At 62.7% G+C, this 22,167-nt stretch carries 21 protein-coding genes and 1 tRNA gene; 14 read left to right on the top strand and 8 right to left on the bottom strand.

Annotated features, from left to right (window positions below; all coding sequences use genetic code 11):
- Window positions 1-123: 123 nt before the first annotated feature.
- Entirely contained in the window at window positions 124-435 is a 312-nt protein-coding gene (locus tag KUD11_RS09860) for a hypothetical protein (RefSeq protein ID WP_109384848.1), read from the bottom strand.
- 9 nt (window positions 436-444) lie between these two features.
- Complete coding sequence (gene rlmB / locus KUD11_RS09855; RefSeq protein WP_109384849.1) at window positions 445-1,239, bottom strand: 23S rRNA (guanosine(2251)-2'-O)-methyltransferase RlmB; 795 nt, start codon at window positions 1,237-1,239, stop codon at window positions 445-447.
- A 166-nt stretch (window positions 1,240-1,405) separates the two neighbouring features.
- Here rlmB and KUD11_RS09850 point away from each other — a divergent pair.
- Both KUD11_RS09850 and KUD11_RS09845 read left to right on the top strand, forming a co-directional pair.
- Window positions 1,406-1,489 (top strand) — tRNA-Tyr (locus KUD11_RS09850).
- Window positions 1,490-1,647: 158 nt separating this feature from the next.
- A complete protein-coding gene (locus tag KUD11_RS09845; protein WP_109384850.1) occupies window positions 1,648-2,430 on the top strand; it encodes a maleate cis-trans isomerase family protein in 783 nt (260 codons plus the stop codon).
- Between the two features lie 69 nt (window positions 2,431-2,499).
- Here the strand turns inward: KUD11_RS09845 and KUD11_RS09840 are convergent, their stop codons facing one another.
- Window positions 2,500-4,899 (bottom strand): YbcC family protein, encoded by a 2,400-nt coding sequence (locus KUD11_RS09840; protein WP_109384851.1) that lies wholly within the window; start codon window positions 4,897-4,899, stop codon window positions 2,500-2,502.
- Window positions 4,900-4,920: 21 nt separating this feature from the next.
- Complete coding sequence (locus KUD11_RS09835) at window positions 4,921-6,480, bottom strand: proton-conducting transporter transmembrane domain-containing protein (RefSeq protein ID WP_109384852.1); 1,560 nt, start codon at window positions 6,478-6,480, stop codon at window positions 4,921-4,923.
- Between the two features lie 367 nt (window positions 6,481-6,847).
- On the opposite strand from KUD11_RS09835, the gene KUD11_RS09830 reads away from it, so the two are divergent.
- The 3 genes from KUD11_RS09830 to KUD11_RS09820 are packed head-to-tail and all read left to right on the top strand — an operon-like array spanning window position 6,848 to window position 9,062.
- On the top strand, window positions 6,848-7,552 hold the full coding sequence (locus KUD11_RS09830; RefSeq protein WP_109384853.1) for an ABC transporter permease: 705 nt from the start codon (window positions 6,848-6,850) through the stop codon (window positions 7,550-7,552).
- On the top strand, window positions 7,546-8,262 hold the full coding sequence (locus KUD11_RS09825) for an ATP-binding cassette domain-containing protein (RefSeq protein WP_109384854.1): 717 nt from the start codon (window positions 7,546-7,548) through the stop codon (window positions 8,260-8,262). The genes KUD11_RS09830 and KUD11_RS09825 overlap by 7 nt, the downstream gene beginning before the upstream one ends.
- Window positions 8,259-9,062 (top strand): substrate-binding domain-containing protein, encoded by an 804-nt coding sequence (locus tag KUD11_RS09820; protein ID WP_109384855.1) that lies wholly within the window; start codon window positions 8,259-8,261, stop codon window positions 9,060-9,062. The genes KUD11_RS09825 and KUD11_RS09820 overlap by 4 nt, the downstream gene beginning before the upstream one ends.
- Before the next feature lie 17 nt (window positions 9,063-9,079).
- Here KUD11_RS09820 and KUD11_RS09815 read toward each other — a convergent pair whose 3' ends face one another.
- Window positions 9,080-11,140 carry an acetate--CoA ligase family protein gene (locus KUD11_RS09815; RefSeq protein ID WP_109384856.1) on the bottom strand — a complete coding sequence of 687 codons (2,061 nt, stop codon included), beginning with the start codon at window positions 11,138-11,140 and terminating at the stop codon, window positions 9,080-9,082.
- 159 nt (window positions 11,141-11,299) lie between these two features.
- Between KUD11_RS09815 and KUD11_RS09810 the strand changes: the two genes are divergently transcribed.
- The 7 genes from KUD11_RS09810 to KUD11_RS09780 all read left to right on the top strand — a co-directional run bounded on the left by KUD11_RS09810 (window position 11,300) and on the right by KUD11_RS09780 (window position 19,253).
- Window positions 11,300-12,106 (top strand): enoyl-CoA hydratase/isomerase family protein, encoded by an 807-nt coding sequence (locus tag KUD11_RS09810; RefSeq protein WP_109384857.1) that lies wholly within the window; start codon window positions 11,300-11,302, stop codon window positions 12,104-12,106.
- 21 nt (window positions 12,107-12,127) lie between these two features.
- Complete coding sequence (locus KUD11_RS09805) at window positions 12,128-13,153, top strand: histone deacetylase family protein (protein ID WP_109384858.1); 1,026 nt, start codon at window positions 12,128-12,130, stop codon at window positions 13,151-13,153.
- 210 nt (window positions 13,154-13,363) lie between these two features.
- A complete protein-coding gene (locus KUD11_RS09800) occupies window positions 13,364-14,173 on the top strand; it encodes an SDR family NAD(P)-dependent oxidoreductase (protein WP_109384859.1) in 810 nt (269 codons plus the stop codon).
- A gap of 67 nt (window positions 14,174-14,240) precedes the next feature.
- Window positions 14,241-15,197 (top strand): ABC transporter substrate-binding protein, encoded by a 957-nt coding sequence (locus KUD11_RS09795; RefSeq protein WP_109384860.1) that lies wholly within the window; start codon window positions 14,241-14,243, stop codon window positions 15,195-15,197.
- Window positions 15,198-15,310: 113 nt separating this feature from the next.
- The gene (locus KUD11_RS09790; RefSeq protein ID WP_109384861.1) at window positions 15,311-17,305 is read left to right on the top strand and encodes an ABC transporter permease; all 1,995 of its coding nucleotides are present in this window, start codon (window positions 15,311-15,313) and stop codon (window positions 17,303-17,305) included.
- On the top strand, window positions 17,302-18,375 hold the full coding sequence (locus KUD11_RS09785) for a quaternary amine ABC transporter ATP-binding protein (RefSeq protein WP_109384862.1): 1,074 nt from the start codon (window positions 17,302-17,304) through the stop codon (window positions 18,373-18,375). The genes KUD11_RS09790 and KUD11_RS09785 overlap by 4 nt, the downstream gene beginning before the upstream one ends.
- Window positions 18,372-19,253 carry a proline iminopeptidase-family hydrolase gene (locus tag KUD11_RS09780; protein ID WP_109384863.1) on the top strand — a complete coding sequence of 294 codons (882 nt, stop codon included), beginning with the start codon at window positions 18,372-18,374 and terminating at the stop codon, window positions 19,251-19,253. The genes KUD11_RS09785 and KUD11_RS09780 overlap by 4 nt, the downstream gene beginning before the upstream one ends.
- A 4-nt stretch (window positions 19,254-19,257) precedes the next feature.
- On the opposite strand, the gene KUD11_RS09775 is transcribed toward KUD11_RS09780, so the two are convergent.
- The 3 genes from KUD11_RS09775 to KUD11_RS09765 all read right to left on the bottom strand — a co-directional run bounded on the left by KUD11_RS09775 (window position 19,258) and on the right by KUD11_RS09765 (window position 20,941).
- The gene (locus KUD11_RS09775) at window positions 19,258-19,605 is read right to left on the bottom strand and encodes a phage holin family protein (RefSeq protein WP_109384864.1); all 348 of its coding nucleotides are present in this window, start codon (window positions 19,603-19,605) and stop codon (window positions 19,258-19,260) included.
- 1 nt (window position 19,606) lies between these two features.
- On the bottom strand, window positions 19,607-19,936 hold the full coding sequence (locus KUD11_RS09770) for a DUF883 family protein (protein WP_109384865.1): 330 nt from the start codon (window positions 19,934-19,936) through the stop codon (window positions 19,607-19,609).
- Between the two features lie 90 nt (window positions 19,937-20,026).
- A complete protein-coding gene (locus KUD11_RS09765) occupies window positions 20,027-20,941 on the bottom strand; it encodes a LysR family transcriptional regulator (RefSeq protein WP_224380195.1) in 915 nt (304 codons plus the stop codon).
- A 187-nt stretch (window positions 20,942-21,128) separates the two neighbouring features.
- Here KUD11_RS09765 and KUD11_RS09760 point away from each other — a divergent pair, with 187 nt between their 5' ends.
- Together KUD11_RS09760 and KUD11_RS09755 are read left to right on the top strand one after the other, a co-directional pair.
- On the top strand, window positions 21,129-21,905 hold the full coding sequence (locus KUD11_RS09760) for a 5-oxoprolinase subunit PxpA (protein WP_109384866.1): 777 nt from the start codon (window positions 21,129-21,131) through the stop codon (window positions 21,903-21,905).
- A 25-nt stretch (window positions 21,906-21,930) separates the two neighbouring features.
- Window positions 21,931-22,164 carry an acetyl-CoA carboxylase gene (locus tag KUD11_RS09755; RefSeq protein WP_109384867.1) on the top strand — a complete coding sequence of 78 codons (234 nt, stop codon included), beginning with the start codon at window positions 21,931-21,933 and terminating at the stop codon, window positions 22,162-22,164.
- Window positions 22,165-22,167: the final 3 nt, after the last annotated feature.

The following is a 22,167-nucleotide window of genomic DNA, read 5'->3' as shown; positions in this document are numbered from 1 at the left end:
GTTCCGATCTGACCTGCCTGCTATTGTAGTTGGGCCGCACCATGCGAAAAAGAAGGGCTGTTCAAAGAAGTGTGAACGCACGCGCCAGTTTTGAAACAATTGCGTGCGGGGCGGACAAGAGCCTCAATCAAAGATGTCCTCGGCAATGTCCCAAACCTCCTCGAACACCTTGCGCATAAGGCCCTTGCGCCGCTTTCCCCGCTTGCGTGGCTGGGCTGGCTGGTGCCGCGCGTAATGCGGCTCAGGCTCGTATTTCGGCAAAGGCTTGGCCCGCCGCGGGGCCGCGGCCGCGGCAGGTTTTGCCCGCTGAGGCATCATCTTCATCTCATGCAAAGGCGCACCGCAGGCCGAGCATGAAAGCTCATGCCGCCCATCCCCGCGCATCACCAAAGCGGCGCGCGTGCCGCAATAACAGCAGGTTGCGATCTTTTGCATGGCGTCTCCTTATCCCTCGGCCTGAGAGGCATATAGGGCGACCGCCGCCGCATTTGAGACGTTGAGCGAGCCAAACCCGCTGAAATACCGAATTTTGACCAAAGCGTCGCAGGTCTCGCGGGTTTTCGCGCGCAATCCCGGCCCCTCAGCGCCCAGAACCAGCGCCACTGCCCGGTCGCGACGACCCTCCATCGCGGCCTCAATCGTCTGCTCTGCCTCTCCATCAAGGCCCAGCACGAGATACCCCATCCCCTGAAGCTGCACGATCGCATCCGACAGGTTGCGCACCTGCACGTAAGGCTGCCGCTCCAACGCGCCTGACGCGGTCTTGGCCAGCGCGCCTGTCTCCGGCGCGGAATGGTGACGCGGCGCGATGACCGCACGCGCGCCAAAAACCTCGGCCGAGCGCAGGATCGCGCCCACATTATGCGGGTCTGTCACCCGATCGAGCAGGATCAGCCGGGGCGCATGCACACCGTCCCCCATCGCGAGGCTCTCCAGATCCCCCCAATCGAGCGACCGCACCTCAAGCACGGCCCCTTGGTGCACCGATCCGGGATCAATCACGGCGGGGAATTTGCGCGGGTCTGCCATCTCCGGCTCCATGCCAGAGGCCACAATCGCATCTTCCAGCTTGGCACGCGCATTGAGCGTGGTGATCAGGCGCAGTTTCTCACGCTTGGGGTTCAGCAGCGCATCGCGCACCGCATGAAGCCCAAAGAGCCACAAGGTCTGTGCCGCTTCGGCCTTTTTGCCCTGCTCTTTTTCCACCACCCATTTGGGTTTTTTCGTTGGGTTTTTCATAGAACTTTCATTGATTTCTCATAGATTTGGCTTCGGCGCCGCCTCACGCGCCATAGGCCACTCAGAATGGCCCTCCCTCAGCCCCGGCGCAAGGCATTTTCCGGTTGACGCCTCAAGGGCGGCTTCGTAAACACCGCCTCACGCTTTTGGCTCTGCCAAGGGCAGTGGGCGACAGGCCGCAAGGTGTGGCAGGGGACTGTAACTCCCTCGCGGAGACGCACGCCTGGTTCGATTCCAGGGTCGCCCACCATAAATCTATACAAGCATATATGCGCACGTTACCTGCGAAGCCCTAGTAACCTAAGCGCTGCGGCAAAGGCCAAACGCAACCCGGCCTTTTCTTGGCCCTGAGCGCCCCTTTCCGGTGTAGACTGCCCCATGCATTCCCCCTTGAGAGAGAGCGGCCCCATGACCCACATATCCCCCCTGCCCGATCCCAGCACGCATCCGGTTCTGGGCAACGCCGGATTTGACACAGGCCGCAACGCGCGTGCCAAGATCGGTTTTGTGCTGATCCCGAATGAGCAGACCATCGAAGAGGATATGATCGCCCATATGCCGCCGGGCGTCGGGGCCTATTTCAACCGCGCGTCAATGCCGCGCGAAATCTCCACCGAGAGCCTTGCGCAATTGCGCGGCTCACTGGCCGAGGCGGCGGCGGGCATTTTGCCGGATGACGGGCTGGACGTGATCGTCTTCGCCTGCACCTCGGGCACTGTTGCCGTGGGAGAGGCGGCATCGCAGGCCGAGCTTGCCAAGGGCGCGCCCGGGGCAAAAACCTGCACGCTGGCCGGGTCGGTGCGCAAGGCTCTGGCCGCCATCGGCGCCCGCAAGATCGCGCTCGGTTCGCCCTATATTCCTGAGCTGAACGACAATGTGGTGCGCTATCTGGAAGAGGCCGATGTTTCGGTGCTGCACGCACATGGGATGGGGCTGAAATATGACACGCAGATGATCCGCGTCTCACCTGACTATCTTGTGGACTACGCCCAAGCGATTGATCACCCCGAGGCGGATGCCGTCCTTCTCAGCTGCGGCGCATTGCGCAGCATTGATGTGATCGACCGGATTGAGCAAAAGCTGGGCAAACACGCCATCTGCTCCAATCAGGCCATGCTCTGGGATTGCCTGCGCCTCGCCGGGATTGACGATAAGCTGCCCGGTCTGGGCCGCCTGCTGCGCGAGCATTAAAGCGTAACGCGTTTAACTGCATTCAATTGAACGCGATATGCTCTAAGCCGCGCAGCGGACCCGTCTGCCTTAGCTGACCGCCTTGAGCGCGGGTGCACCAGACACGGTCTCCATGGCCGACCATTCCAGACCGCCCTCATAGCGCCATGCCATCTGCCCCGCCTCATTCAGCGCAAAGAGGTGCAACCAGCCATTGTCGAAGAGATCGCGCACGCCGTCATGGGCGCGCAGGACATTCGTCATCGCCTCGCGCGGGGCCTCGATACAAACCGACAGCCGCAGCGGATCATGGGCATACTCCGCCCCCTCATGCACCGATTGCCATGGCAGGCCCGCGCGCAACGCGCCCCCATTGCCCTCCACCACACCGATGCCACCGGTCACGTTATGCAATAGCTTGTTGCCCGACCCAAAGACGTGCGGCGAAACGGTAGAGCCATAATATTGCAGGCTGATCCAGCTCGCCACAACCACGGGTGCGGTCATGATCAGCTCCAGTACGCCAAACCCCTTGTCCTGGGACCAGTCGTAATCATGCAAGAAGGCCCTGCCCTCAAGGCTGCGGCCCGCAGTCCGTTTGCGCGGGGCGGCGATGAAGGCCTTGCAGCCCGCGAGCGCCCATTCGGGCCGGGTCTCGGCCCAATCCCTGCTGCGCAGCGAGATGTTGCCGTCCGCGGTCGCACGCGGCAGGCGCAACGCACGCTCCATCCGTGTGACGGTCCCGGCTGAGGCAAACCACGCACGGGCCTGCTTGTAATCCTCCACATGGGCCGCTGCGGAATGATCCGCATCATAAAGCGTGACCGCATCCGTGGTTGTGTCATGCAGCGCGCCCACGAAAAGCGTGTCGGAGGGGATTTCGATCCCCCGCTCGGCAAGCCCCTTGCGCACATCGACGCTGTTGAGCAGCCCCGCCAGAAGCCGCGCGTTCACCTCGCCGGAATATCCGCCGCAAGCGCCACAATGCAGGCCGCTCGCGAAGGGGTTGTTTACCACATTCGCACCATGCCCGGCCAGAACGACCAGCCGCGCAAAATTCTTGGTGAACGACATGGCCCGCAGGATCGTCTCGCCTGCATCGGTCTGTGCCGCAAGATCCAGCGCCGGATCAAGGCGCGGCGCAGGGCCGCCGGGCACGTCGTTGGGCGCAAGGTTGAGCGCATCACGCAGAAGCTTTCCCGCATAGATCGGACCCGTCGCCTCGACAAAGGCAAAAGACGACACCGCCGCGAGCTTGAACCGCCCCCACGCCCGGCTTGCGCGCGCGGTAAAGCGGGCCGTCTGGTCCGCGCCCGCATCCGTGCCTTGCGAGGTGGAAGTCACACCGGGGTTCAAAAGCACCGGCAGGCGTAGTTCTTCAACATCCGAGGCAAAGCCCTTATGCGCAGGTGTCAGGCCGAAAAACCCAGCAAAGCCCAGAGTCTGGATACCCGGATTGACCGATTCCAACGCGCGCCGGAAGACTTCAGAGCGCACATCAATGCAGAACGCAGCCTGAAGTGCGGGGCGTTCCTCATAGGCCGCTGGGGCCGGTGCGGCAAAGGTTTCGGCCAAGCCGCGTTGCACCGACCGCTCCCATGCGTTTTGCAAGAGCGCATTGGCCTGAAAATCCGCATTCACGTCCAAAGGGGTGGCATGGGCCGCCGCGACCTCCTCCCATTTCGCGCCAATCTCATCCGCGTAATGCGCAAGCAGCGCCTCTTCCCACAGAATGCGGATCGTCAAAAGATCGGTCGCGGTCGTGTCGCTCCCTTGGGCAAGCTCGGCCTGCCAGAGACGGTAGCGCGAAACCTGCCCCCACCCGCCAAGCGTGAAGAGAAGCTGGTGAAGATACGTCTCCAGCGCCGCCTCGCTCAGGCCAAGGCTGGCCACCGCCCGTGCCAGCGCCTCAACGGCGGTGTCGGGCGTCTTGCTGATGAAATCGGCAAAGCCTGTGAGGCCCGCGATCTCCGGCGTCAGGTCATGGGTCGCGTTCTGACGCCATGCGTCATAAGCCCCCCGGCGGCGTGGTGCCGCCCAAAGCGCTTGGCCTTGATCAAAGAAGCCCGCCGCCCATTGGCCAAAGCGGTCCGCCATGATGCCCGCCCAGTCGATGCCAGACGCCTCACTTGCCAGATCGACAATCGTAGGCTGCGGCGTGGGTGCCGGCGCCTCGGTGCTGGCGATATGCTTGAGCTTTGCGAGATCAGGCAGGGCTTTGCCACCATCAGCCGCCAGCGCCGCCTCGATATCGGCATCCGTAATGACCCCTTGGGTGATCCGCGCATGATACCACGCGCGCGGCATCGTGACCGCCACCCCGCCCACACGGCCCAGACGCGCCCCGGCTTGGGCCAGTGTCTCCGCGGTCTGACCCAGATAGGGGTTCACCGCGACCGAAGAGGCCAGAGGCCAGAGCGGCGGGATTGCGCGGGCCGCGGTATCGCTGGCCGCGTTGATTTTCTTGAGCGAAAGCTTGGTGTTAGCCATTGTTCTATTCCTTTGCTCGGATCAGGAGGGGGTCTTGGTCGACCAGCCGCGCAGCAGCTTGTCGAAGATGGCATTGGCATAAAGCCCGTTGGAGAGATGCACCCGCATGCCCGCCGCTGCCGGGTGATACGCCCAGAGCGGGAACATCGCCTGCGCCACCGCCACAAGGCCGAAGCTCAGAAGCGCCAGAACCAGCAGCGCCCATTCCAGTGGACCGGGGGACGGTGTCGCAGGCAGCGTGCCCGCCATCAGCCATTCGGACCCGGTTTGCAGGGCGAAATAGCCAAAGGCGGCGGCCACGGAATAGGCGGCTGTGCGCTGTGTCAGCACCCGTGGTGCGGCATCGGCCAGACCCTGCGCCAGAAGATACGCCACCCCGAAGATCAAGATCGCGCCCAATGCGATGGCCTGCGGCGACTTGCCGGAGATGCCGAAGATAAAGGCAACCACCGCGTAGATCGCCAGCGCGATGACAAAGGCCTGCCCCACGGCGATGCCGCTCGGGATGGCCACGGGGCCGGGCCGCCGGATTGCGGCCACACCGTCCACCGCCATGCCCGAGGCAAGGAACGCGTGCGCCTTGTAAAGCGAGTGTGCCACGATATGCAGCAAGGCCAGCGGGAAAAGGGCCAGACCGCATTGCAGGATCATGAACCCCATTTGCGCCACGGTGGACCATGCGAGAGACGTCTTGACCGCCGATTGCGTGAGCATCACCAAGCCGCCAAAGAGCGCCGTGAACCCGCCGATCATCACCAGAACCGCCAGAACGCTGGGCGACAGGATCATCACGTCCGAGAACCGGATGAGCAAAAAGCCGCCCGCGTTGATCACGCCCGCATGCAACAGGGCCGAGACGGGTGTGGGTGTTTCCATCACCTCCGTCAGCCAGCCATGCATCGGAAATTGCGCCGATTTCAAGATCGCCGCCACCGCAAGGCTCGCCGCGATCCAGGCCGATCCCGCGCCGCCCGCATCGACACCCGCCGCAACCATGATATCGGCGATGTCACCAGTGCCGTAGCGCCCGTAAATCAGCAACACGGCCAGCAGCAAGGCCGCATCCCCCAAACGCGCCGTCACCCATTTCTTGCGCGCCGCGCGTTGTGCTGCCACGCGATCTGCGTAATGCAGCAACAGCTTTTGCAGAAAGACGCTCGTCGCGATCCAGGCAAGCAGCAGTTGCAGGATATTGCCCGCAATCACCAGCATCATCACCGCCGCCAGAGTGGCGCAGAGCCATCCCGTGAACGCGCCCTGCCGGTCCTCGCCATCCATATACGTGGCCGCGTAGCGCACCACGACCCAACCGACGAATGTAACCAGCGTCAGCATCACCGCGCTCACCGCATCCAGACGCGCGGCAATCCCCAGCCCATCAATGCCGAAAAGAGGGCTTGTGGCCGGACCGTTGAAAATCAGCGCAAGGCCCGAAATCGCCGCTGCGGCAAGACCGACAAGCGACAAGAGCTCCACACGGCGCAATTCAGATGCAGGGCGAAACTGCGGGCCGCGAAAGACGATAAGGGCAGCAAGGCTAAGCGCGAGGGGCGCGAAAAACGGCAATAGAGCAGTCAACATGGCGATATATCCTTTTCTCGGGCGATGGGCCGTGGGTAGCGATAACAGCGGCCTTGGGGTCATAAAAATACATTGTTTATTTGTGTTCGTTCTAATTAATAGAATAATTGGTAAGAGAGGTTCCCCTTGCCGCCAGACAGCGGTTGCTTATTCCGCGCAGCGCACCCTTGAAGGCGCTCAATGCATATGCTCAGAAGAAAAGGCCGCATGACGCAGCGGCCCTCCTTTGAGTCCCGCATCCGCAAACTCGAACATTCCCAAGAGGACCTCTATATGCAAGCCACGCCCTACCGCTTCACCTCCCGGCGCGCGTTGGACTTGTGTGAGACAAACCGCACCTGTACTGCGCCAAAGAGGGCCGGGCCGAATGACTGATATCTGGGCAGGGCTCACCTCCGCATTCTGGCTGATCGTCACGCTCGACCCCGATCTGGTGGAGATCACGCTGCGCTCGCTCCAGGTCAGCCTCACGGCGCTGGTCATCGCCTGCTGCATCGCGCTGCCCTTGGGCACATCGCTGGCGGTGCGCCGCTTTCGCTATCGCCGGGCCACAATCGCGGTGCTCAACGCGTTTATGGGCCTGCCGCCAGTGGTCGTGGGCCTCATCGTGTACCTCTTGCTCAGCCGCTCCGGCCCCTTCGGCGTGCTGGGGCTTCTCTTTACCCCAACGGCGATGATCATCGCACAGGTGATCATCATCACGCCGCTGATCGCGTCGATCACCCACCAAGCCATGCGTGAGCTTTGGGCAGAATATCACGACCTTCTCATCTCGCTCAACACGCCCAAACGCCAGAGGATCAAGACGCTTTTGTGGGATGGGCGGCGCACATTACTGACCGCCGCACTTGCGGGCTTTGGCCGCGCCATTGGTGAGGTTGGCGCGATTATGGTTGTGGGCGGCAATATCGACCACGCCACCCGCGTTTTGACCACGGCGATTGCGCTGGAGACAGGCAAGGGCGATTTTGCCTTGGCGCTGGGGCTGGGTTTTGTGTTAATCGCGCTGGCGCTGGTGGTGAATTTCGCCATCCACGCCCTCTCGCGCACCGAGCAGGAGGGCACGTGGTGAGCGCGCTCATGACAGCCACGCTGAAGGACGCGGTGGTGCGGCGGCGCGGGCGTGCCATTCTCGGCCCCATAAACCTTAGCTTACCCAAAGAGGGGGTCACCCTCGTGCTTGGCCCCAACGGGGCGGGCAAGACCACGCTTCTCAAGGTGCTGCACGGGGTTGAGCGGTTGAGCGAAGGCAGTGCCACATGGTCTTTGCCCAGCCCGGAGGCGCAGGCGGCACAGGCTTACGTCTTTCAAACGCCGATCATGCTGCGCCGTTCTGTGGCACAAAACCTCGCCTATCCGCTGGAGCTGGTCCGCACGCCCCGCGCCGAAAGAGACGCACGCGTCGCCGAATGGGCCGCGCGGATCGGTCTGGGCGATGCGCTCGACCGCCCTGCCCCGCGCCTGTCTGGCGGCGAGAAACAAAAGCTGGCCATCGCCCGCGCGCTCATCCGCCGCCCCCGCGTGCTCTTTCTGGACGAGCCGTGTGCCAATCTCGATGGCCGCTCCACCCGCGAAATTGAGGCGCTTTTGCACGCAGCCCATACCAACGGCACGCGCATCATCATGACCACGCACAACCTCGGACAGGCAAAGCGGCTTGCAACCGACCTGATCTTCTTGCTCAATGGGCAGGTGCACGACTCAGGCCCCGCGCCTGCCTTCTACGCACAACCCAAAACTCCCGAAACCAAGGCATTTCTGCAAGGAGATATCGTAGAATGACCCGTATGTTTGCTCTGATCGCTCTTCTGTGGGGCGCTGCCGCCCACGCGGAAGAAATGAAGATGGCCGTCACGACCAGCTTCCACAATTCCGGCCTCTCGGAAGTGCTCTTGCCCGCCATCAAGGAGGATACGGGACTTGACGTGCAGTTGCTTGTCGTCGGCACCGGCCAGGCGCTGCGCCTTGGTGAGGCGGGGGATGTGGACGCTATTTTGGTGCATTCACGCGCCGCCGAGGAGGCGTTTGTCGAGGCGGGCTTCGGCACCCACCGGCGCGAGATCATGTATAATGATTTCGTCCTGATCGGGCCTGCCACGGACCCCGCAGGCATCGCAAATGCCGACAGCGCCGCCACAGCGCTCACCCTCATCGCAGAGGCAAAGTCCGCCTTCGTCAGCCGTGGGGACGATAGCGGCACGCATAAAATGGAGTTGTCGCTGTGGTCCACAGCCAGCCTTGATCCGGCCAGCTTCGACGCATGGTATAACGAAGTCGGCGCAGGCATGGGCGCGTCACTGAACACAGCCGCTGGCCTCAATGCCTATATCATGTCCGATCGGGCGAGCTGGCTCAACTTTGGCAACAAGGCGGATCTTGCCGTGCTCTTTTCCGGTGATCCGGCGCTGTTCAATCAATACGCCTATCTGCCGGTCAACCCCGAGCGGCACCCCCATGTGAACACCGATGCCGCCGCCGCGCTTGAAGAGTGGCTGACCTCGGGCCGCGCGGCAGAGCTGATCACGACCTACACGATTGCGGGCGAGCCACTGTTCACCTTCAACGCTAAACCGGCTGAGTAAGCCATGCGGGCGCGGTCTTAGCTGCCGCGCCCCACCGCCAGACAATCCACGGCCAACGCGCCCTCGGGGCCGCAGATCATCGGATTGATGTCCATCTCGGCGCAGGCCTCGCCCAGCCCGGCGATCATCTGTGAAAACCGCGCGATCTGCTCGGCGATCGCCGCCTCATCCGCAGGTGGCATCCCCCGCACCCCGCGCAAAAGCGCATGCACCTTCAGGCGACGGAGCAGCCTGAGCGCCTCGTCCGGGCCGAAAGGCGCAAGGGCCGCAACGCGGTCCTGCAAAAGTTCGATCAGAATACCACCGGCGGAAATGATCACGAGGGGGCCGAAATTCTCATCCCAGAGCGCGCCAAGCGACAGCTCCGTCCCCTTCGGTGCCATCTCCATGAAGAGCGCGCGTGGGCCCAGCCGTGCGGCCATTTCCGCATAGGCCGCCTCAGCCTGCGCCACGTCCGCAACGCCCAGAATAACCCCGCCCACATCGCTTTTATGCGCATGATCCTCCGCTGTTTTCAGCACCACGGGGAACCGCATCTCAGCCAGCGCCCCGGTCACGCCGGAGGCCTCGGACACGTGCACCACCTTCGGCGAGGCGATACCGAAATCACGCAACATCTCAAGCCCTTCGCCCTCGGCCAGCCGCCCCACCATGCGCAGCCGCTCGGCCCATGGTCCGGGGTCTGCGGCCCGCGCCGCGTCCGGCCCCAGCGCCTGAAAATCTCGATAGGCCATCACATGGCGCGCCGCCAGAAGCGCGTTGCGTGTGCCGCGCAGCAAGGGAACCCCCGCCGCCTTCAGCCTCAACGCCAGATGCCGCTCATCCGTCATTGAGTAATTCGTGACCATCGCCAGCGGTTTTTCCGTACGCCCGGCAGCTGCTATCAAAGCGTCGGTGTATTGCTCGGCATAGCCATAGCCATCGCGCGGGTCGGACATGAAAAAGCCCATGGCGACGCCCGCATCCTCCACCAAAGCAGCATTCATCGCCGCGTATCTCGACACCAGATCCGTCATAGTGCCGAACGCATCCAGAGGGTTTTGCGCATGCAGCCCCGGCTCAAGCTGGGCCTCGATGAGCGCCGCCGTCTCGGGCGACAGCTCAGGGAAATCAACGCCAGTTGCCTCGGCCAGATCAATGATCATCTCACACTCCCCGCCCGAATCGCTGACCACGCCCAGCCCCCCGGCGGCGGGCGCACGCGGGCTGTCGAAAAGCGCGAGTGCCGCGGCCATCTCGTCCATATCCTGCACGCGGGCAACGCCGTAGCGCGCGAAAACCGCCTCATAGGCCGCGTCATTGCCCGCAATAGCACCGGTATGCGACACCGCCATCTGCGCCGCCTTCTCGGTCCGTCCGACCTTCAGCGCCACAACCGGCACATCAAGGATCTGCGCCCGTTTGAGCGCCGCGACAAACGCCGCCGGGTCCCGCACGCTCTCCAAAAAGAGGCCAATCACCCGCGTCTCCGGCTGGCTCAGCGCCCAGTCCATGTAATCGGCCACGCCCGTGACAAGCTCCATCCCCGTGGAGACGCAGAGCGTGAAGCCAAGCCGCCGATCATTATGCGCCAGCGCCCCAAAAGTGGAGCCTGATTGCGCGATCCAAGCGATCCCGCCCGGCGCGATGCCCACGGGCGAGGGCATGCTGGCCACGCGCAGCCCAATGGAGGGCACATAAAACCCCATGCAATTGGCCCCGCAAAGCGCCATGCCCGCGCCGCGCGCCTTGGCGGCCACGCGCGCGGGCAGTTCCGGATCACCCTCCACATAAAGCGAGGCAAATATCGACGCCGACCGCACGCCCAGCGCAATCGCCTGCTCCAATATGCCCTCAACAAAGCGGCTCGCCACACCGATCACCACATGATCAGGCACCTCCGGGAGGGCCGCGATATCAGGATAACATTGCGCGCCATCAATCTCGCTCAGCCGGGGGTTCACCGGATAGACAGCACCGTCAAACCCATCAAGCGCGCACATCGCCAGCATCGCCGCCCCATTACTGCCGGGCTTGTCCGACGCGCCCACGATGCCGACCGAACGCGGGCGCAAAAGCTCATCCAACCTATGCGTCATGATCCCAAACACCCCCCTATTTCCGCTGCCCACTCTGGCCCCAGCCGCCCTGCCCCGTCCAGCACAAAGACATGCCCCGGCCCGCGCCCGATTTTTGAGGTGCTCGCGTCCCAAAGGGCGCTACACTGCGCCAATACAAATGCCTTGGAAGGACCATCCATGACCGACGCCCCCGTCACCACCCGCATTGAGGGGCGCATCGGCGTTCTGACCTTCAACCGCCCCCATGTGATGAACGCCTTCAACACCGATCTGATCGCGGCCACGCATGCCGCAATGGACGCGTTTCAGGCCGACCCACAGGTGCTGGTGATTGTAGTGCACGGCACCGGGCGCTGCTTCTCCGCCGGGTTCGACATGAAGGAAAGTGCCGCCAAGGGCATCAGCGGGGAGGCAGCGTGGCGCAAAGCCCTTACCACTGATTTTGATTTCATCATGCAGTTTTGGAACAGCCCCAAACCCACCATCGCCGCCGCACATGGGTTTTGCATCGCGGGTGCTATGGAAATTCTCATGGCCTGCGATCTGGCCGTGGCCGAGGACAGCACTCGCTTTGGCGAGCCTGAGGTGCGGTTCGGCTCAGGGATCGTGGCACTTCTGGCGCCCTATGCGACTCATGCGAAATTCGCCAAGGAGCTTTTGCTGACAGGCGATGACCGGATCAGTGCCACACGTTGCCTTGAGATGGGTCTGGTCAACCGCGTGGTCCCTGACGGCACCGGGCTTGACGCGGCTATGGCCCTGGCCCAACAAGTCGCGAGCGCATCGGCCCCGTCGGTGCAAAAGACCAAGGCGGCGATCAACCGCAGCTACGCGCTTGCCCAGATGCGCGAGGCGCTGGCCGAGGCGCTGGAAACCGCGATCGGCATCGAATCCGATCTCTCGCCCGAGCGGGCCGAGTTCAATCGCATCCGCAAGGATGATGGCCTCAAAGCCGCGCTAGACTGGCGCGAAAAACAGGTCTGACGTAAATTTAGGAGTTGCCCCATGCAAGCCATCTTTGATCCCGTTCAGATGCTCCATGACCCACTAAAGTACATGGCCCTCGGAGCCCTTCACCCCAGCCCCGAACAGCCCCGCCGCGCAGAGGTGTTGCGCGCAGGGGCCGAGGCCGCGGGCTGCACCTTCACCGCGCCGCCCGATCACGGGCTTGCCCCAATCGCGGCCATCCATACGCCCGAGTATCTGACGTTTTTGCAAACCATCCATGCGCGCTGGAGCGCGATGCCCGGCGCAGGACCCGAAGTGGTCCCGAACATCCACCCGCACGCGCGCACCGACAGCTATCCCAGCGGCCCCGTGGGTCAGGCGGGCTATCATCAGGGCGACACAGGCTGCCCCATCGGCCCACATACGTGGGCCTCGGCTTACGGTGCGGCGCAATCGGCCATCGCGGGCGCGGATATAGTCGCGGGCGGCGCGCGCAGCGCTTACGTGCTTGCCCGCCCGCCCGGCCATCATGCTTACGCTGACATGGCAAGTGGCTTTTGCTTTCTCAACAACTCCGCCATCGCCGCCGAACGGTTGCGCACCGCAGGCCACCGCCCCGCGATCCTCGATGTGGACGTGCATCATGGCAACGGCACCCAAGGCATCTTCTATACGCGCGCCGATGTGCTCACCGTTTCGGTCCATGCAGACCCCTCAAGCTTCTACCCGCATTTCTGGGGCTATGCGAATGAGCGTGGCGCGGGTGCGGGGCTGGGCTACAACCTCAACCTGCCGCTGACGCAGGGGCTGGGGGACGCCGAATTTCTGGACGCTCTCACCCATGCCCGGACTGCGATCAGCAATTTTGGCGCCGATGTGCTGGTGATCGCCCTCGGCCTTGATGCCTCCCAAGATGACCCGTTTCAGGCCCTCAAGGTGACACGCGCAGGATTTTCCCGGATCGGCGCGGCCATCGCGGGCATGGGTCTGCCCACGCTTTTGGTGCAGGAGGGTGGATACCTCTCGGAGAGCCTCGGAGACAATCTCACCGCCGCCCTCACCGGGTTTCAGGACGCGGCCTGAGCAAGCCCGCCCGCATCCAGAGGGCGTCCGCATATCAACCCGCCCGGAACCACACCCCGCCGTGCGTCATGCGACACGCCGGGCACCCGATGCGTAGCCTTTGACCCTTCAATCGCCCCAAGAGGCTCTTTTCTTTAGTTAATTCTTGACAGCTCGTCCGCATCCCCGCCCTACTATCGCTCTGGGATCAGATGCTCATTGGGGGGCAGCATGACAAACGGCGCATCCATCACTCCACAGTCAGGCGGCGCGCGGCGCAGGTTCGAGGGCAAATCAGTCCTCATCACCGGTGGCGCGGGCGGCATGGGGCTGGCCGCGTCGCGCATGTTCGCGGCCGAGGGTGCAATCGTGTCCGTCCTCGACCTTAACGCCGAGGCGGGCGCGGATCTGATGGCCGAGATGTCAGCCGCCGGGCATGATTGCTTTTTTCAAGCGGTGGACCTGTCGAAGGGCGCGAATGTCACCGCTGCCGTCGACGCGGTACTTGCCAAACGCGGGACGATCGACGTGCTCTTCAACCACGCGGGCAGCATCATCGTGAAACCGTTTCACGAGATGTCCGAGGATGAATATGACCGGCTGATGGATATCAATGTCCGCTCCGCCTTCATGGTGACCCAAGCGGTGGTGCGCCATATGAAGGATAATGGCGGCGGCTCCATCGTGATCACGGCCTCCATCGGCAGTGGCAAGGCATTTGTCTACGAATCGCTCTACTGCATGACCAAATCCGCCGTGCTGATGCTGTCCAACTGCATCGCCGTGGAATACCGCGAGCATGGCATTCGCTGTAACGCGGTTTGCCCCGGCTTTGTGAAAACCGCCCACGGCTTGCGCGAAATTGATGAACTGGATGGGCTGGGTCAGGAATGGCAGGACGCCGATCTGGCCGCCACACAGGTGCGGATCTGCGAGCCTGAAGATGTCGCTGCCGCCGCACTGTTCCTTGCCTCAGATGAGGCAAGCTTCGTGAATGGCGCGGCACTTTACGTCGATAACGGATGGTTCGTGAAAGGGTAAACGCGCACCGGAACTATACAAAAATTAACCAACTAAAAAAATAACCAACCAAGGGGAGTGTAAACTCATGAAAATAAAAACAATTGCAACCAGTGCCGCCGTCGCGGCCATGCTCGCGGGACCGGCCCTATCGCAAGCGGTGCCCGAGTCCGATGACACGATCAAGATCATGACCGGCGACTGGACCTCCATCGGCCTTCAGGGCGAGATGATGTCGCTGATCCTGCAAACCGTGGGCTATAACACCGAGCTTGTGGTAGCCGACGATTCCGGGCGCTATCCGGGGTTCGAGAATGGTGATCTGCACATCTCCATGGAGACATGGCAGACCACGCAGCTTCAGAACCTTGAGAAATCCGTGGCGACGGGCAAAGTGCTCGACATGGGCGAGACCGGTCTGCGCGGCGTCGAGGACTGGTGGTACCCGCTCTATATGAAAGAGCGCTGCCCCGGCCTTCCAGCGTGGGAAGCTCTGAAGGAATGTGCTGAGGTGTTCGCCACTGCCGACACCACGCCCAATGGCCGCTACGTGGGCGGCCCAGTCAGCTGGGGCGATCATGACGAGCGTATGGTCGCAGCCCTCGATCTGCCGTTTGATATCGTCCACCCCGGCACCGATGCCGCCATGTTCGCCGAGCTGAAATCGGCCTACGACCGCGAAGCGCCCATCGTGCTTTGGGTCTGGCAGCCGCACTGGGTCACCTCGGTTTATGAAGGTGAATATGTGCAGTTCCCGCAATTCGAACTGGCCTGCTTTGAGGATCCAGCATGGGGTCCAAACCCCGACGCGACCTATGATTGCGGCAAGCCCTATGGCTGGATCAAGAAAATGGCATGGGCCGGTGGCGAAGAGAAATGGCCCTGCGCGTATGACATTGTCCGCAACTACCAGATGGACAACGATACGATGGCAGCCCTTCTGGTCGAGGTTGATCTGAACGGGCGCTCCTCCACCGAGGTCGCAACCGAGTGGCTGATGGAAAACGACGCCACGTGGAAGGAATGGGCCTCCTGCGCGATGTAAGGGGTACGCCTGACACCAAGAGGGCCGGCGCCATGTGTGCCGGCCCTTTCCAGTCCCCCTCTCAGGGCTGATGACCATTCCCAAGCCCCGCACCCAAAAAGGCACACGCCCGCATGGCCAGCATCGACACCGCCCCGCGCCCAAAGAAATCCAAGCCATGGACCTCGCCCCCGGCCATTGCGCTACTGGGGCTCACCTTTCTGGCGTGGGCAGCCCTGCTTGGCCCCGAATGGATGCGCGTCATCCCCGAGGCGATCACCTTCCCGGTGGCGCAGGTTGTCGGCGATGCGATCAACTGGTTCGCGCGCGATGCCAAGATCGGCGGCGTCGCGTTTCAGGAGATGACGCGCGGCCTTGCCACCCTCTTCGATTATGTGATCGACGCCACGGTCGTGGTTCTGGCCGAAGGGCTCTTCACTGGGCGCGGCCTCAACGTCACTCAATCCGTGCCACCTCTCAGCTGGCTCGCCATTGGCGGCGCTCTGGTGATCATGGGCTACCGGTTCGGCGGGCGTAATCTTGCAGTGATCTGCGCGGTATCCGCCGGATTCCTGGTCTTTTTCGGCCTGTGGGAAAACGCGATGGTCACTTTGGCCAGCGTTCTGGTCAGCGTCATCATCGCCATTCTTCTGGGCCTCGCGCTTGGCATTTGGTCCTATCGCAGCGCGCGGATCGAGAACGTGACGCGCGGCATTATGAACGTGATGCAGACGGTGCCGATCTTCTCCTATCTAGTGCCGACGCTGCTGCTCTTTGGCTACGGCCCCAGCGCGGCCCTTGTGGCCACGGTGATCTACGCCTTGCCGCCCATGGTGCATAATACGGTTCTGGCGCTGAAATCCGTTCCGACCGAGATCACGGAATGTGGCCGTATGATCGGCTGCAAGCCGCGCCAGCTTTTGTGGCAGGTGCAGCTTCCCGCGGCGCTTGGAAAGCTCGCCGTGGGGATGAACCAATCCATCATGATGACGCTGAACATGGTGATCATCGCGTCGATGATTGGCGCGGGCGGGCTTGGCTTTGACGTGCTGAGCGCGCTGCGCAAACTTGACATCGGATCGGGGCTTGAGGCCGGGATGGGCATCGTGGCCCTTGCGATTATCCTTGACCGGCTCAGCCAAGCCGCCGCCCACCGCGCGGCGCATGGCGTACACCTCAAGGCGGGGCAGCGGCCCTTGTGGCAATTGCTCACCGCGTGGCTGATCTTCTCCACCGGGCTGGCGCTTCTGCTGGCCCCGTTGCAGGCATGGCCCGACGCATGGGTCGTCTCCACAGCCGCGTTCTGGAACGCCGCCGTCACATGGATCAACCGCGAGATGTTCGACGTGCTTGAAGGCATCCGCAACTTCGCGCTCTTGCAGGTCATGCGCCCGTTCAATGATTTTCTGGGCGGCGCGCCCTGGACGCTGATCATCGGTGCTGTGGCCGCTCTGGGCTACGCTTTGGCCGGGGCACGGCTGGCGCTCTATACCACCGGCCTCGCGCTTTTCATCGTGCTCACCGGATACTGGGGTCCAGCCATGTCGTCGGTCTATCTTATTACGATTTCGGTCATAATCGCAGTGCTGATCGGCTATCCAATCGGCTTTTGGCTCTCGTCGCGCCCGCGCGCTCAGGAACCTGCGAATTTCGTGCTCGACACAATGCAGACCCTCCCGACGCTGGTGTATCTGCTGCCTGCCGTCATGCTCTTTCGGATAGGGGACGTGTCGGCAGTGATCGCAGTTATCCTCTATGCCATCGCCCCTGCCGTGCGCTATGCGATGATCGGCATGGCCCAAGTGCCCCATGCCCGGCTTGAGGCCGCCGAGATTGCGGGCTGCACCCGCTGGCAGACCCTTATCTGGGTGCGCCTGCCCGCCGCCCTGCCCACCCTCCTGATCGGGATCAACCAAACCATCATGATGGCGTTTTCCATGCTGATCATCGCGGCCCTCGTCGGCACCAAGGATCTGGGCCAAGAGGTGCTGATCGCGCTCAACCGCAGCCTTGTGGGCGAAGGGATCATCGCGGGGCTTTGCGTGGCCTGTCTCGCCCTCATCGCGGACGGGCTTTTGAAAGCCGCCGCCGCGCGCGCCTCCAGCGACAAGAAAAGGACAGCGGAATGACCGAAGCTCTGCGTGACACACCCCCCGAGACCGGGGCCGCACCCGCCGCCGATCTTGTGTTTGAATGCGATGGTATCTGGAAGGTCTTTGGCGCCACGGCGGCCGAATTCACGCGCGCGGGCGGGCCGGACATGGACGCAGATGCGCTGGCCGCTCGTGGCTGGACCGCTGCGGTGCGCGACGCGAGCTTCTCCATCGCGCGGGGCGAGGTCTTCGTCGTGATGGGCCTGTCGGGCTCGGGCAAATCCACCATGGTGCGCTGCATGTCGCGGCTGATTGAGCCTACCCAAGGCTCAGTCCTGATTGAGGGCGAGGATCTTCTCGCCGCCTCCGACGCAGAGCTGATCCAGATACGCCGCCGCAAGATGGGCATGGTCTTTCAGCACTTCGCGCTGCTGCCAAACCGCGATGTGGTGGGCAATGTGGGCTTTCCGTTGCAGGTCCAAGGCATCCCGCGTGCCGAGCGCGAGAAACGCGCGCGTGAAATGATCAGCCTTGTGGGCCTTGAAGGGCGCGAAGATCACTTCCCCGATGAGCTTTCGGGCGGGCAGCAACAGCGCGTAGGGATCGCGCGGAGCCTCGCCTCCGACCCTGCCATCTGGTTTCTGGACGAGCCTTTCTCGGCGCTTGATCCGCTCATCCGCGCCGATTTACAAGACGAGCTTTTGCGCCTGCAAAGCCAGCTCAGCAAGACGGTGGTGTTCATCACCCACGACCTTGACGAGGCGATCAAAATCGCCGACCGCATCGCCATCATGGATCAGGGCCGCATCGTGCAGATCGGCACGCCAGAGGATCTGATCCTGCGCCCGGCAAATGAGTATGTCGCGCGCTTCACCAATGGTGTGCCGCGCGCCAAAGTGGTCCGTGCAGCCACCATCATGCACCCGGTGGAGGGTACGAACCTCACCGATGCTTTGTCAGTCCACCCCGATGACCGGATCGCGGATGTGGCTGATATCTTGACAAAATCAGACGGCGTGATCGCGGTCAAAGACAGCGCAGGCATGATCAAAGGCATCATCGACCGCGAGACCTTCATTCAGGTTCTGGCGGGTGCGACGCTGTGATCAAGTTTGACGTTGAGGGGCGCGCAAAGGTTCCCGGCGGGCGCGTTTGGTACGGCGTCTGCGGCGATCTGAGCACCGGTGCAACACCCCTTCTCGCCGTGCATGGCGGGCCGGGGATGAGCCATGACTACCTCGCCCCGCTGGCGGATTTAGCCCCCGAGCGCCCTGTGATTTTCTACGATCAGCTTGACGCAGGCCGCTCCGACCGCCCGAATGATCCAGCGAATTGGGCGCTGCCGCGTTTCGTGGCAGAGGTGGATGCGCTCCGCGATGCTCTCGGCCTCACCCGCCTGCATCTTTTTGGCAATTCATGGGGCGGCACCATCGCCGCCGCCTATGCAAGCGCCCGGCCCGAAGGCTTGCAAAGCCTGATCCTGTCCAGCCCGCTTATCCATACCGACACATGGCTCGCCGACAATGGTGCGTACCGCGCCGCCCTGCCTGCCGAGACCCTCGCCACGATGGACCGCCTTGAGGCCGAGGAGCGCACGGATGCGCCAGACTACCTCACCGCTGTCGATGTCTTCTACGCCCGGCACCTGTGCCGCGCGCAGCCATGGCCCGAGGAAGTCCTGCGCACATTTGAAGTCATGAACCCCGATTGCTACGCCGCGATGTGGGGGCCTAATGAATTCACCTGCTCAGGCGTTCTGCGCGGCTATGACGGGCGCGCGGGTCTGGCGCGGATCGCGGCCACAACGCTGGTGACTTGCGGCGAGTATGATGAGGCCACGCCGGCCAGCACCGCGCGCTTCGCCGCCATGATCCCAAGTGCGGAATTTGAGATGTTCCCCAACGCCTCGCACATGGCCTTCATCGAGACGCGCGCCGCGTATATTGCCCGGCTCAGCACCTTCTTGAACGCGCGGCAGGCCTAAGGCCTCACCGCCGACCCAGATCGGCCTCCGCGCCCGCCTGCATCCCGTGCAAGAACGCCTGCATCAATGGCGGGGCGGATGATGGCCTAGGGGCAGACTTTGGCTTTGGCTCGGGCTGCGGCATCTGCCCCCGAGGGCCGGACCCCGCCAGACCGATAATAACAAACCCGACGCCTACATAGACCGCGCCGGTAATCCCCGCAGCCATCAAAGCGTCATACGCTGATGCCAGAGCGATCCATGCTGCCACGGTCAAAAACCCCGCCCCCACCGCGATGCACAAGAGGCCCCCCGTCAGGAGGCCTGTCTTGCGCGCAAGCTGTGCTGCACTGTGTTTTGCGCGGTCCAGCATCTCAGCGCCGCGTGCTGATCATGCCGATGAGAAAGCCAAGGCCAGCGGCAATGCCAAGTGCTGCGGCGGGCTGATTGTGCACGAACGCGTTGGCCTGCGATTGGGCGGCCTGCGCGCGCTCGGTGGCATATTCAACCGCGTCTGCCCCCTTTTCCTGCGCGCGGGCGGCCTTGCGTGCCGCCGCGTCAGACAGGGCCTCGCCCTTGGCTTTGCCCATATCCGCGATCGTCTCGGTCAGCATGCTGAGATCGTTCCGCAACGTCTCGATCTGATCGGTGAGGTCTGCCGGGGTGGTGTCATTCTTGCTTGAGTTGGTCTGGGCGCGTGCCATGTCAGGTCTCCTTCAGTTGGTCTCGCTACATGCCAGACCAACCCGTACCCCCGCGCTTTGGTTCCCAACCTCCGCCAAAAGGCCCCGCCCTCAGGAGGGATATTGCGGCACTTGTGGCGACAAAAAGCTCTGCTTGAAATACCCGTGCAAAAGCTGAAAAGCGGGGGTTTGCACAGTGTCGCGCCGCCACGCGAGGCCCACATCCATCGACGGCGTCTCCATATCCGTGGGCACTGTCTCGATCCGCTTGCCCTCCAAAGACCACGGGCGGTAAACCATGTCGGACAGGATCGACACGCCCTGCCCATTGGCCACCATGGAGCGCACGGCCTCCACCGAAGATGTGCGCAGCTTGGTCTTGGGGCGGAAATTCGTGCGGCCCCAGTATTTCATGGCCGTGTGCGCCGCCTCATCCACAGTCAGCATGATGTAATCTTCCTCGGCGACCTGCTCAAAACTGGCCTTGCCCGCCAGTGAGAACCGGTGCCCATGCGGCACCCAGAGCCGCCGGGCCGAGCGCAGGAGGGTCTCCGTCTCGATCTCGGGATTGGTGATGTTGGAGGTCAAAAGCACGCCCAGATCAAAGCGGTTGGACAAAAGTCCCTCCTCGATGCTTTCGCGGTTCAGCTCGTGCAGGGTAATATCGAGACCGGGGTGAAGCGCCGCGATCCGGTCCAGATGATAGGGCAGAAAATAGCCCATCACGGTATAGGTGGCGGCGATGGAAATGGAGCCCGAAAGCTCGGAATGTTGTCGCGCAGCGCGTGTGGCCTGCTCCAGCTTTTCAAGGATTTCTCGGGCCGAGGCCAGAAATTCCCGCCCCGGCCCCGTCAGGTCCATCCCCCGCGACGAGCGGTGAAAAAGCGGCGTGCCCAGCGTGATCTCCAGATCCTTGATCGCACCCGTGACAGAACTTTGCGAGATAGACAGCTCTGCCGCGGCCCGACTCACCTGCCCCGTCTCTGCGGTGGCCACGAAATACTTCAGATGCCGCAGGTTCATCATTGGATCATCACCGTGCTCTTTGGGTTTCTCCGGGCAGCTATATCGGAAAAACCGGGCAGCCACAGGCAAAACTGTGCTTTGGGGTGCCGATTATCTATTTTTCCGATACAGCCCCTATAGAAATTAGTAATTCCAATCGCGCACAAACTCCCTCACCCTGCGCCTGACTGCTCAGAAGGATGCTGCCATGAAGACAATCGTCGATCTGAATTGCGATATGGGCGAAGGCTTTGGCCAGTGGATTCTGGGCGAGGCCCCCGATGAAGAGATCATGGCCCTGATCAGCTCGGCCAATGTTGCCACAGGTTTTCACGCGGGCGACCCCAACACGATGGACCGCGTCGTGCAGCTGGCCAAGGCGCATGGTGTGGCCCTTGGCGCACACCCCGGATACCGCGACCTTCAGGGCTTTGGCCGCCGCGCCATTCAGATGAACGCCGACGAGTTGGTCAATGATATTGTCTATCAGGTGGGCGCGCTGCGCGAGTTTGGCCGCCGCCACGGGATCGGCCTGCAACATATAAAGCCCCACGGCGCGCTCTATATGGAGGCCGCCGCGAACGAAGAGCTTTCCGAGCTTCTGATCGATACGCTGGAAAAAACCAGCCGCAATACCATTCTGTTCTGCATGGGCATGTCGAAAACATATGAGATCGCCAGCCGCAACGGTCACCCCGTCGTGCGCGAATTCTACGCCGACCGCGACTATGACACGACAGGTTCCATCGTCTTCGCCCGCCAAGTTGCCCGCCCCAACCCCGAAGAGATCGCCGCCAAATGCGTGCGCGCCTGCATGGAGGGCAAGGTGATGACCGTTGAGGGCGTGGATATCGACATCCCGTTTGAATCGATCTGCTTTCATTCCGACACGCCCGGCGCACTTGATATCGGCCGCGCGATCCGCAAGGGCCTTACCGAGGCGGGCGTGACAATCGCCCCCGCCGCGACCGTTCTTGGCCTCTGAGACACATCTGAAAAGGACCATTATCATGGCACATATCCAATCCCCCCTGCCCGGCACGTTCTATCACAAACCCTCCCCCGAAGAGCCGCCCTTCAAGGCCGCCGGCGATGCCGTGGTGGTGGGCGACGTGATCGGCCTCGTCGAGGTGATGAAAACCTTCATCGAGATCAAATCCGAAGTGGCGGGCACGTTCACCGCCTACGCGGTTGAGGATGCGGCCCCCGTGACAGCGGGTGCCACGTTGGCCGAGCTGGCTTGATCT

This window comes from Roseovarius carneus (assembly GCF_020141465.1).
Taxonomy (GTDB): Bacteria; Pseudomonadota; Alphaproteobacteria; order Rhodobacterales; family Rhodobacteraceae; genus Roseovarius; species Roseovarius carneus.
Note: the sequence above shows the minus strand (reverse complement) of the source record. Positions and strands in the feature narration are given on the sequence as shown.

What these genes read in the sequence shown, in the direction of transcription:
- rlmB (WP_109384849.1), bottom strand. Translation starts at nt 1,239, where the DNA reads ATGAAAAACCCAACGAAAAAACCCAAATGGGTGGTGGAAAAAGAGCAG.
- KUD11_RS09810 (WP_109384857.1), top strand. Translation starts at nt 11,300, where the DNA reads ATGACCGACGCCCCCGTCACCACCCGCATTGAGGGGCGCATCGGCGTT.
- KUD11_RS09770 (WP_109384865.1), bottom strand. Translation starts at nt 19,936, where the DNA reads ATGGCACGCGCCCAGACCAACTCAAGCAAGAATGACACCACCCCGGCA.
- KUD11_RS09845 (WP_109384850.1), top strand. Translation starts at nt 1,648, where the DNA reads ATGACCCACATATCCCCCCTGCCCGATCCCAGCACGCATCCGGTTCTG.
- KUD11_RS09830 (WP_109384853.1), top strand. Translation starts at nt 6,848, where the DNA reads ATGACTGATATCTGGGCAGGGCTCACCTCCGCATTCTGGCTGATCGTC.
- KUD11_RS09860 (WP_109384848.1), bottom strand. Translation starts at nt 435, where the DNA reads ATGCAAAAGATCGCAACCTGCTGTTATTGCGGCACGCGCGCCGCTTTG.
- KUD11_RS09760 (WP_109384866.1), top strand. Translation starts at nt 21,129, where the DNA reads ATGAAGACAATCGTCGATCTGAATTGCGATATGGGCGAAGGCTTTGGC.
- KUD11_RS09800 (WP_109384859.1), top strand. Translation starts at nt 13,364, where the DNA reads ATGACAAACGGCGCATCCATCACTCCACAGTCAGGCGGCGCGCGGCGC.
- KUD11_RS09835 (WP_109384852.1), bottom strand. Translation starts at nt 6,480, where the DNA reads ATGTTGACTGCTCTATTGCCGTTTTTCGCGCCCCTCGCGCTTAGCCTT.
- KUD11_RS09820 (WP_109384855.1), top strand. Translation starts at nt 8,259, where the DNA reads ATGACCCGTATGTTTGCTCTGATCGCTCTTCTGTGGGGCGCTGCCGCC.
- KUD11_RS09775 (WP_109384864.1), bottom strand. Translation starts at nt 19,605, where the DNA reads ATGCTGGACCGCGCAAAACACAGTGCAGCACAGCTTGCGCGCAAGACA.
- KUD11_RS09765 (WP_224380195.1), bottom strand. Translation starts at nt 20,941, where the DNA reads ATGATGAACCTGCGGCATCTGAAGTATTTCGTGGCCACCGCAGAGACG.
- KUD11_RS09755 (WP_109384867.1), top strand. Translation starts at nt 21,931, where the DNA reads ATGGCACATATCCAATCCCCCCTGCCCGGCACGTTCTATCACAAACCC.
- KUD11_RS09795 (WP_109384860.1), top strand. Translation starts at nt 14,241, where the DNA reads ATGAAAATAAAAACAATTGCAACCAGTGCCGCCGTCGCGGCCATGCTC.
- KUD11_RS09790 (WP_109384861.1), top strand. Translation starts at nt 15,311, where the DNA reads ATGGCCAGCATCGACACCGCCCCGCGCCCAAAGAAATCCAAGCCATGG.
- KUD11_RS09840 (WP_109384851.1), bottom strand. Translation starts at nt 4,899, where the DNA reads ATGGCTAACACCAAGCTTTCGCTCAAGAAAATCAACGCGGCCAGCGAT.
- KUD11_RS09785 (WP_109384862.1), top strand. Translation starts at nt 17,302, where the DNA reads ATGACCGAAGCTCTGCGTGACACACCCCCCGAGACCGGGGCCGCACCC.
- KUD11_RS09815 (WP_109384856.1), bottom strand. Translation starts at nt 11,140, where the DNA reads ATGACGCATAGGTTGGATGAGCTTTTGCGCCCGCGTTCGGTCGGCATC.
- KUD11_RS09805 (WP_109384858.1), top strand. Translation starts at nt 12,128, where the DNA reads ATGCAAGCCATCTTTGATCCCGTTCAGATGCTCCATGACCCACTAAAG.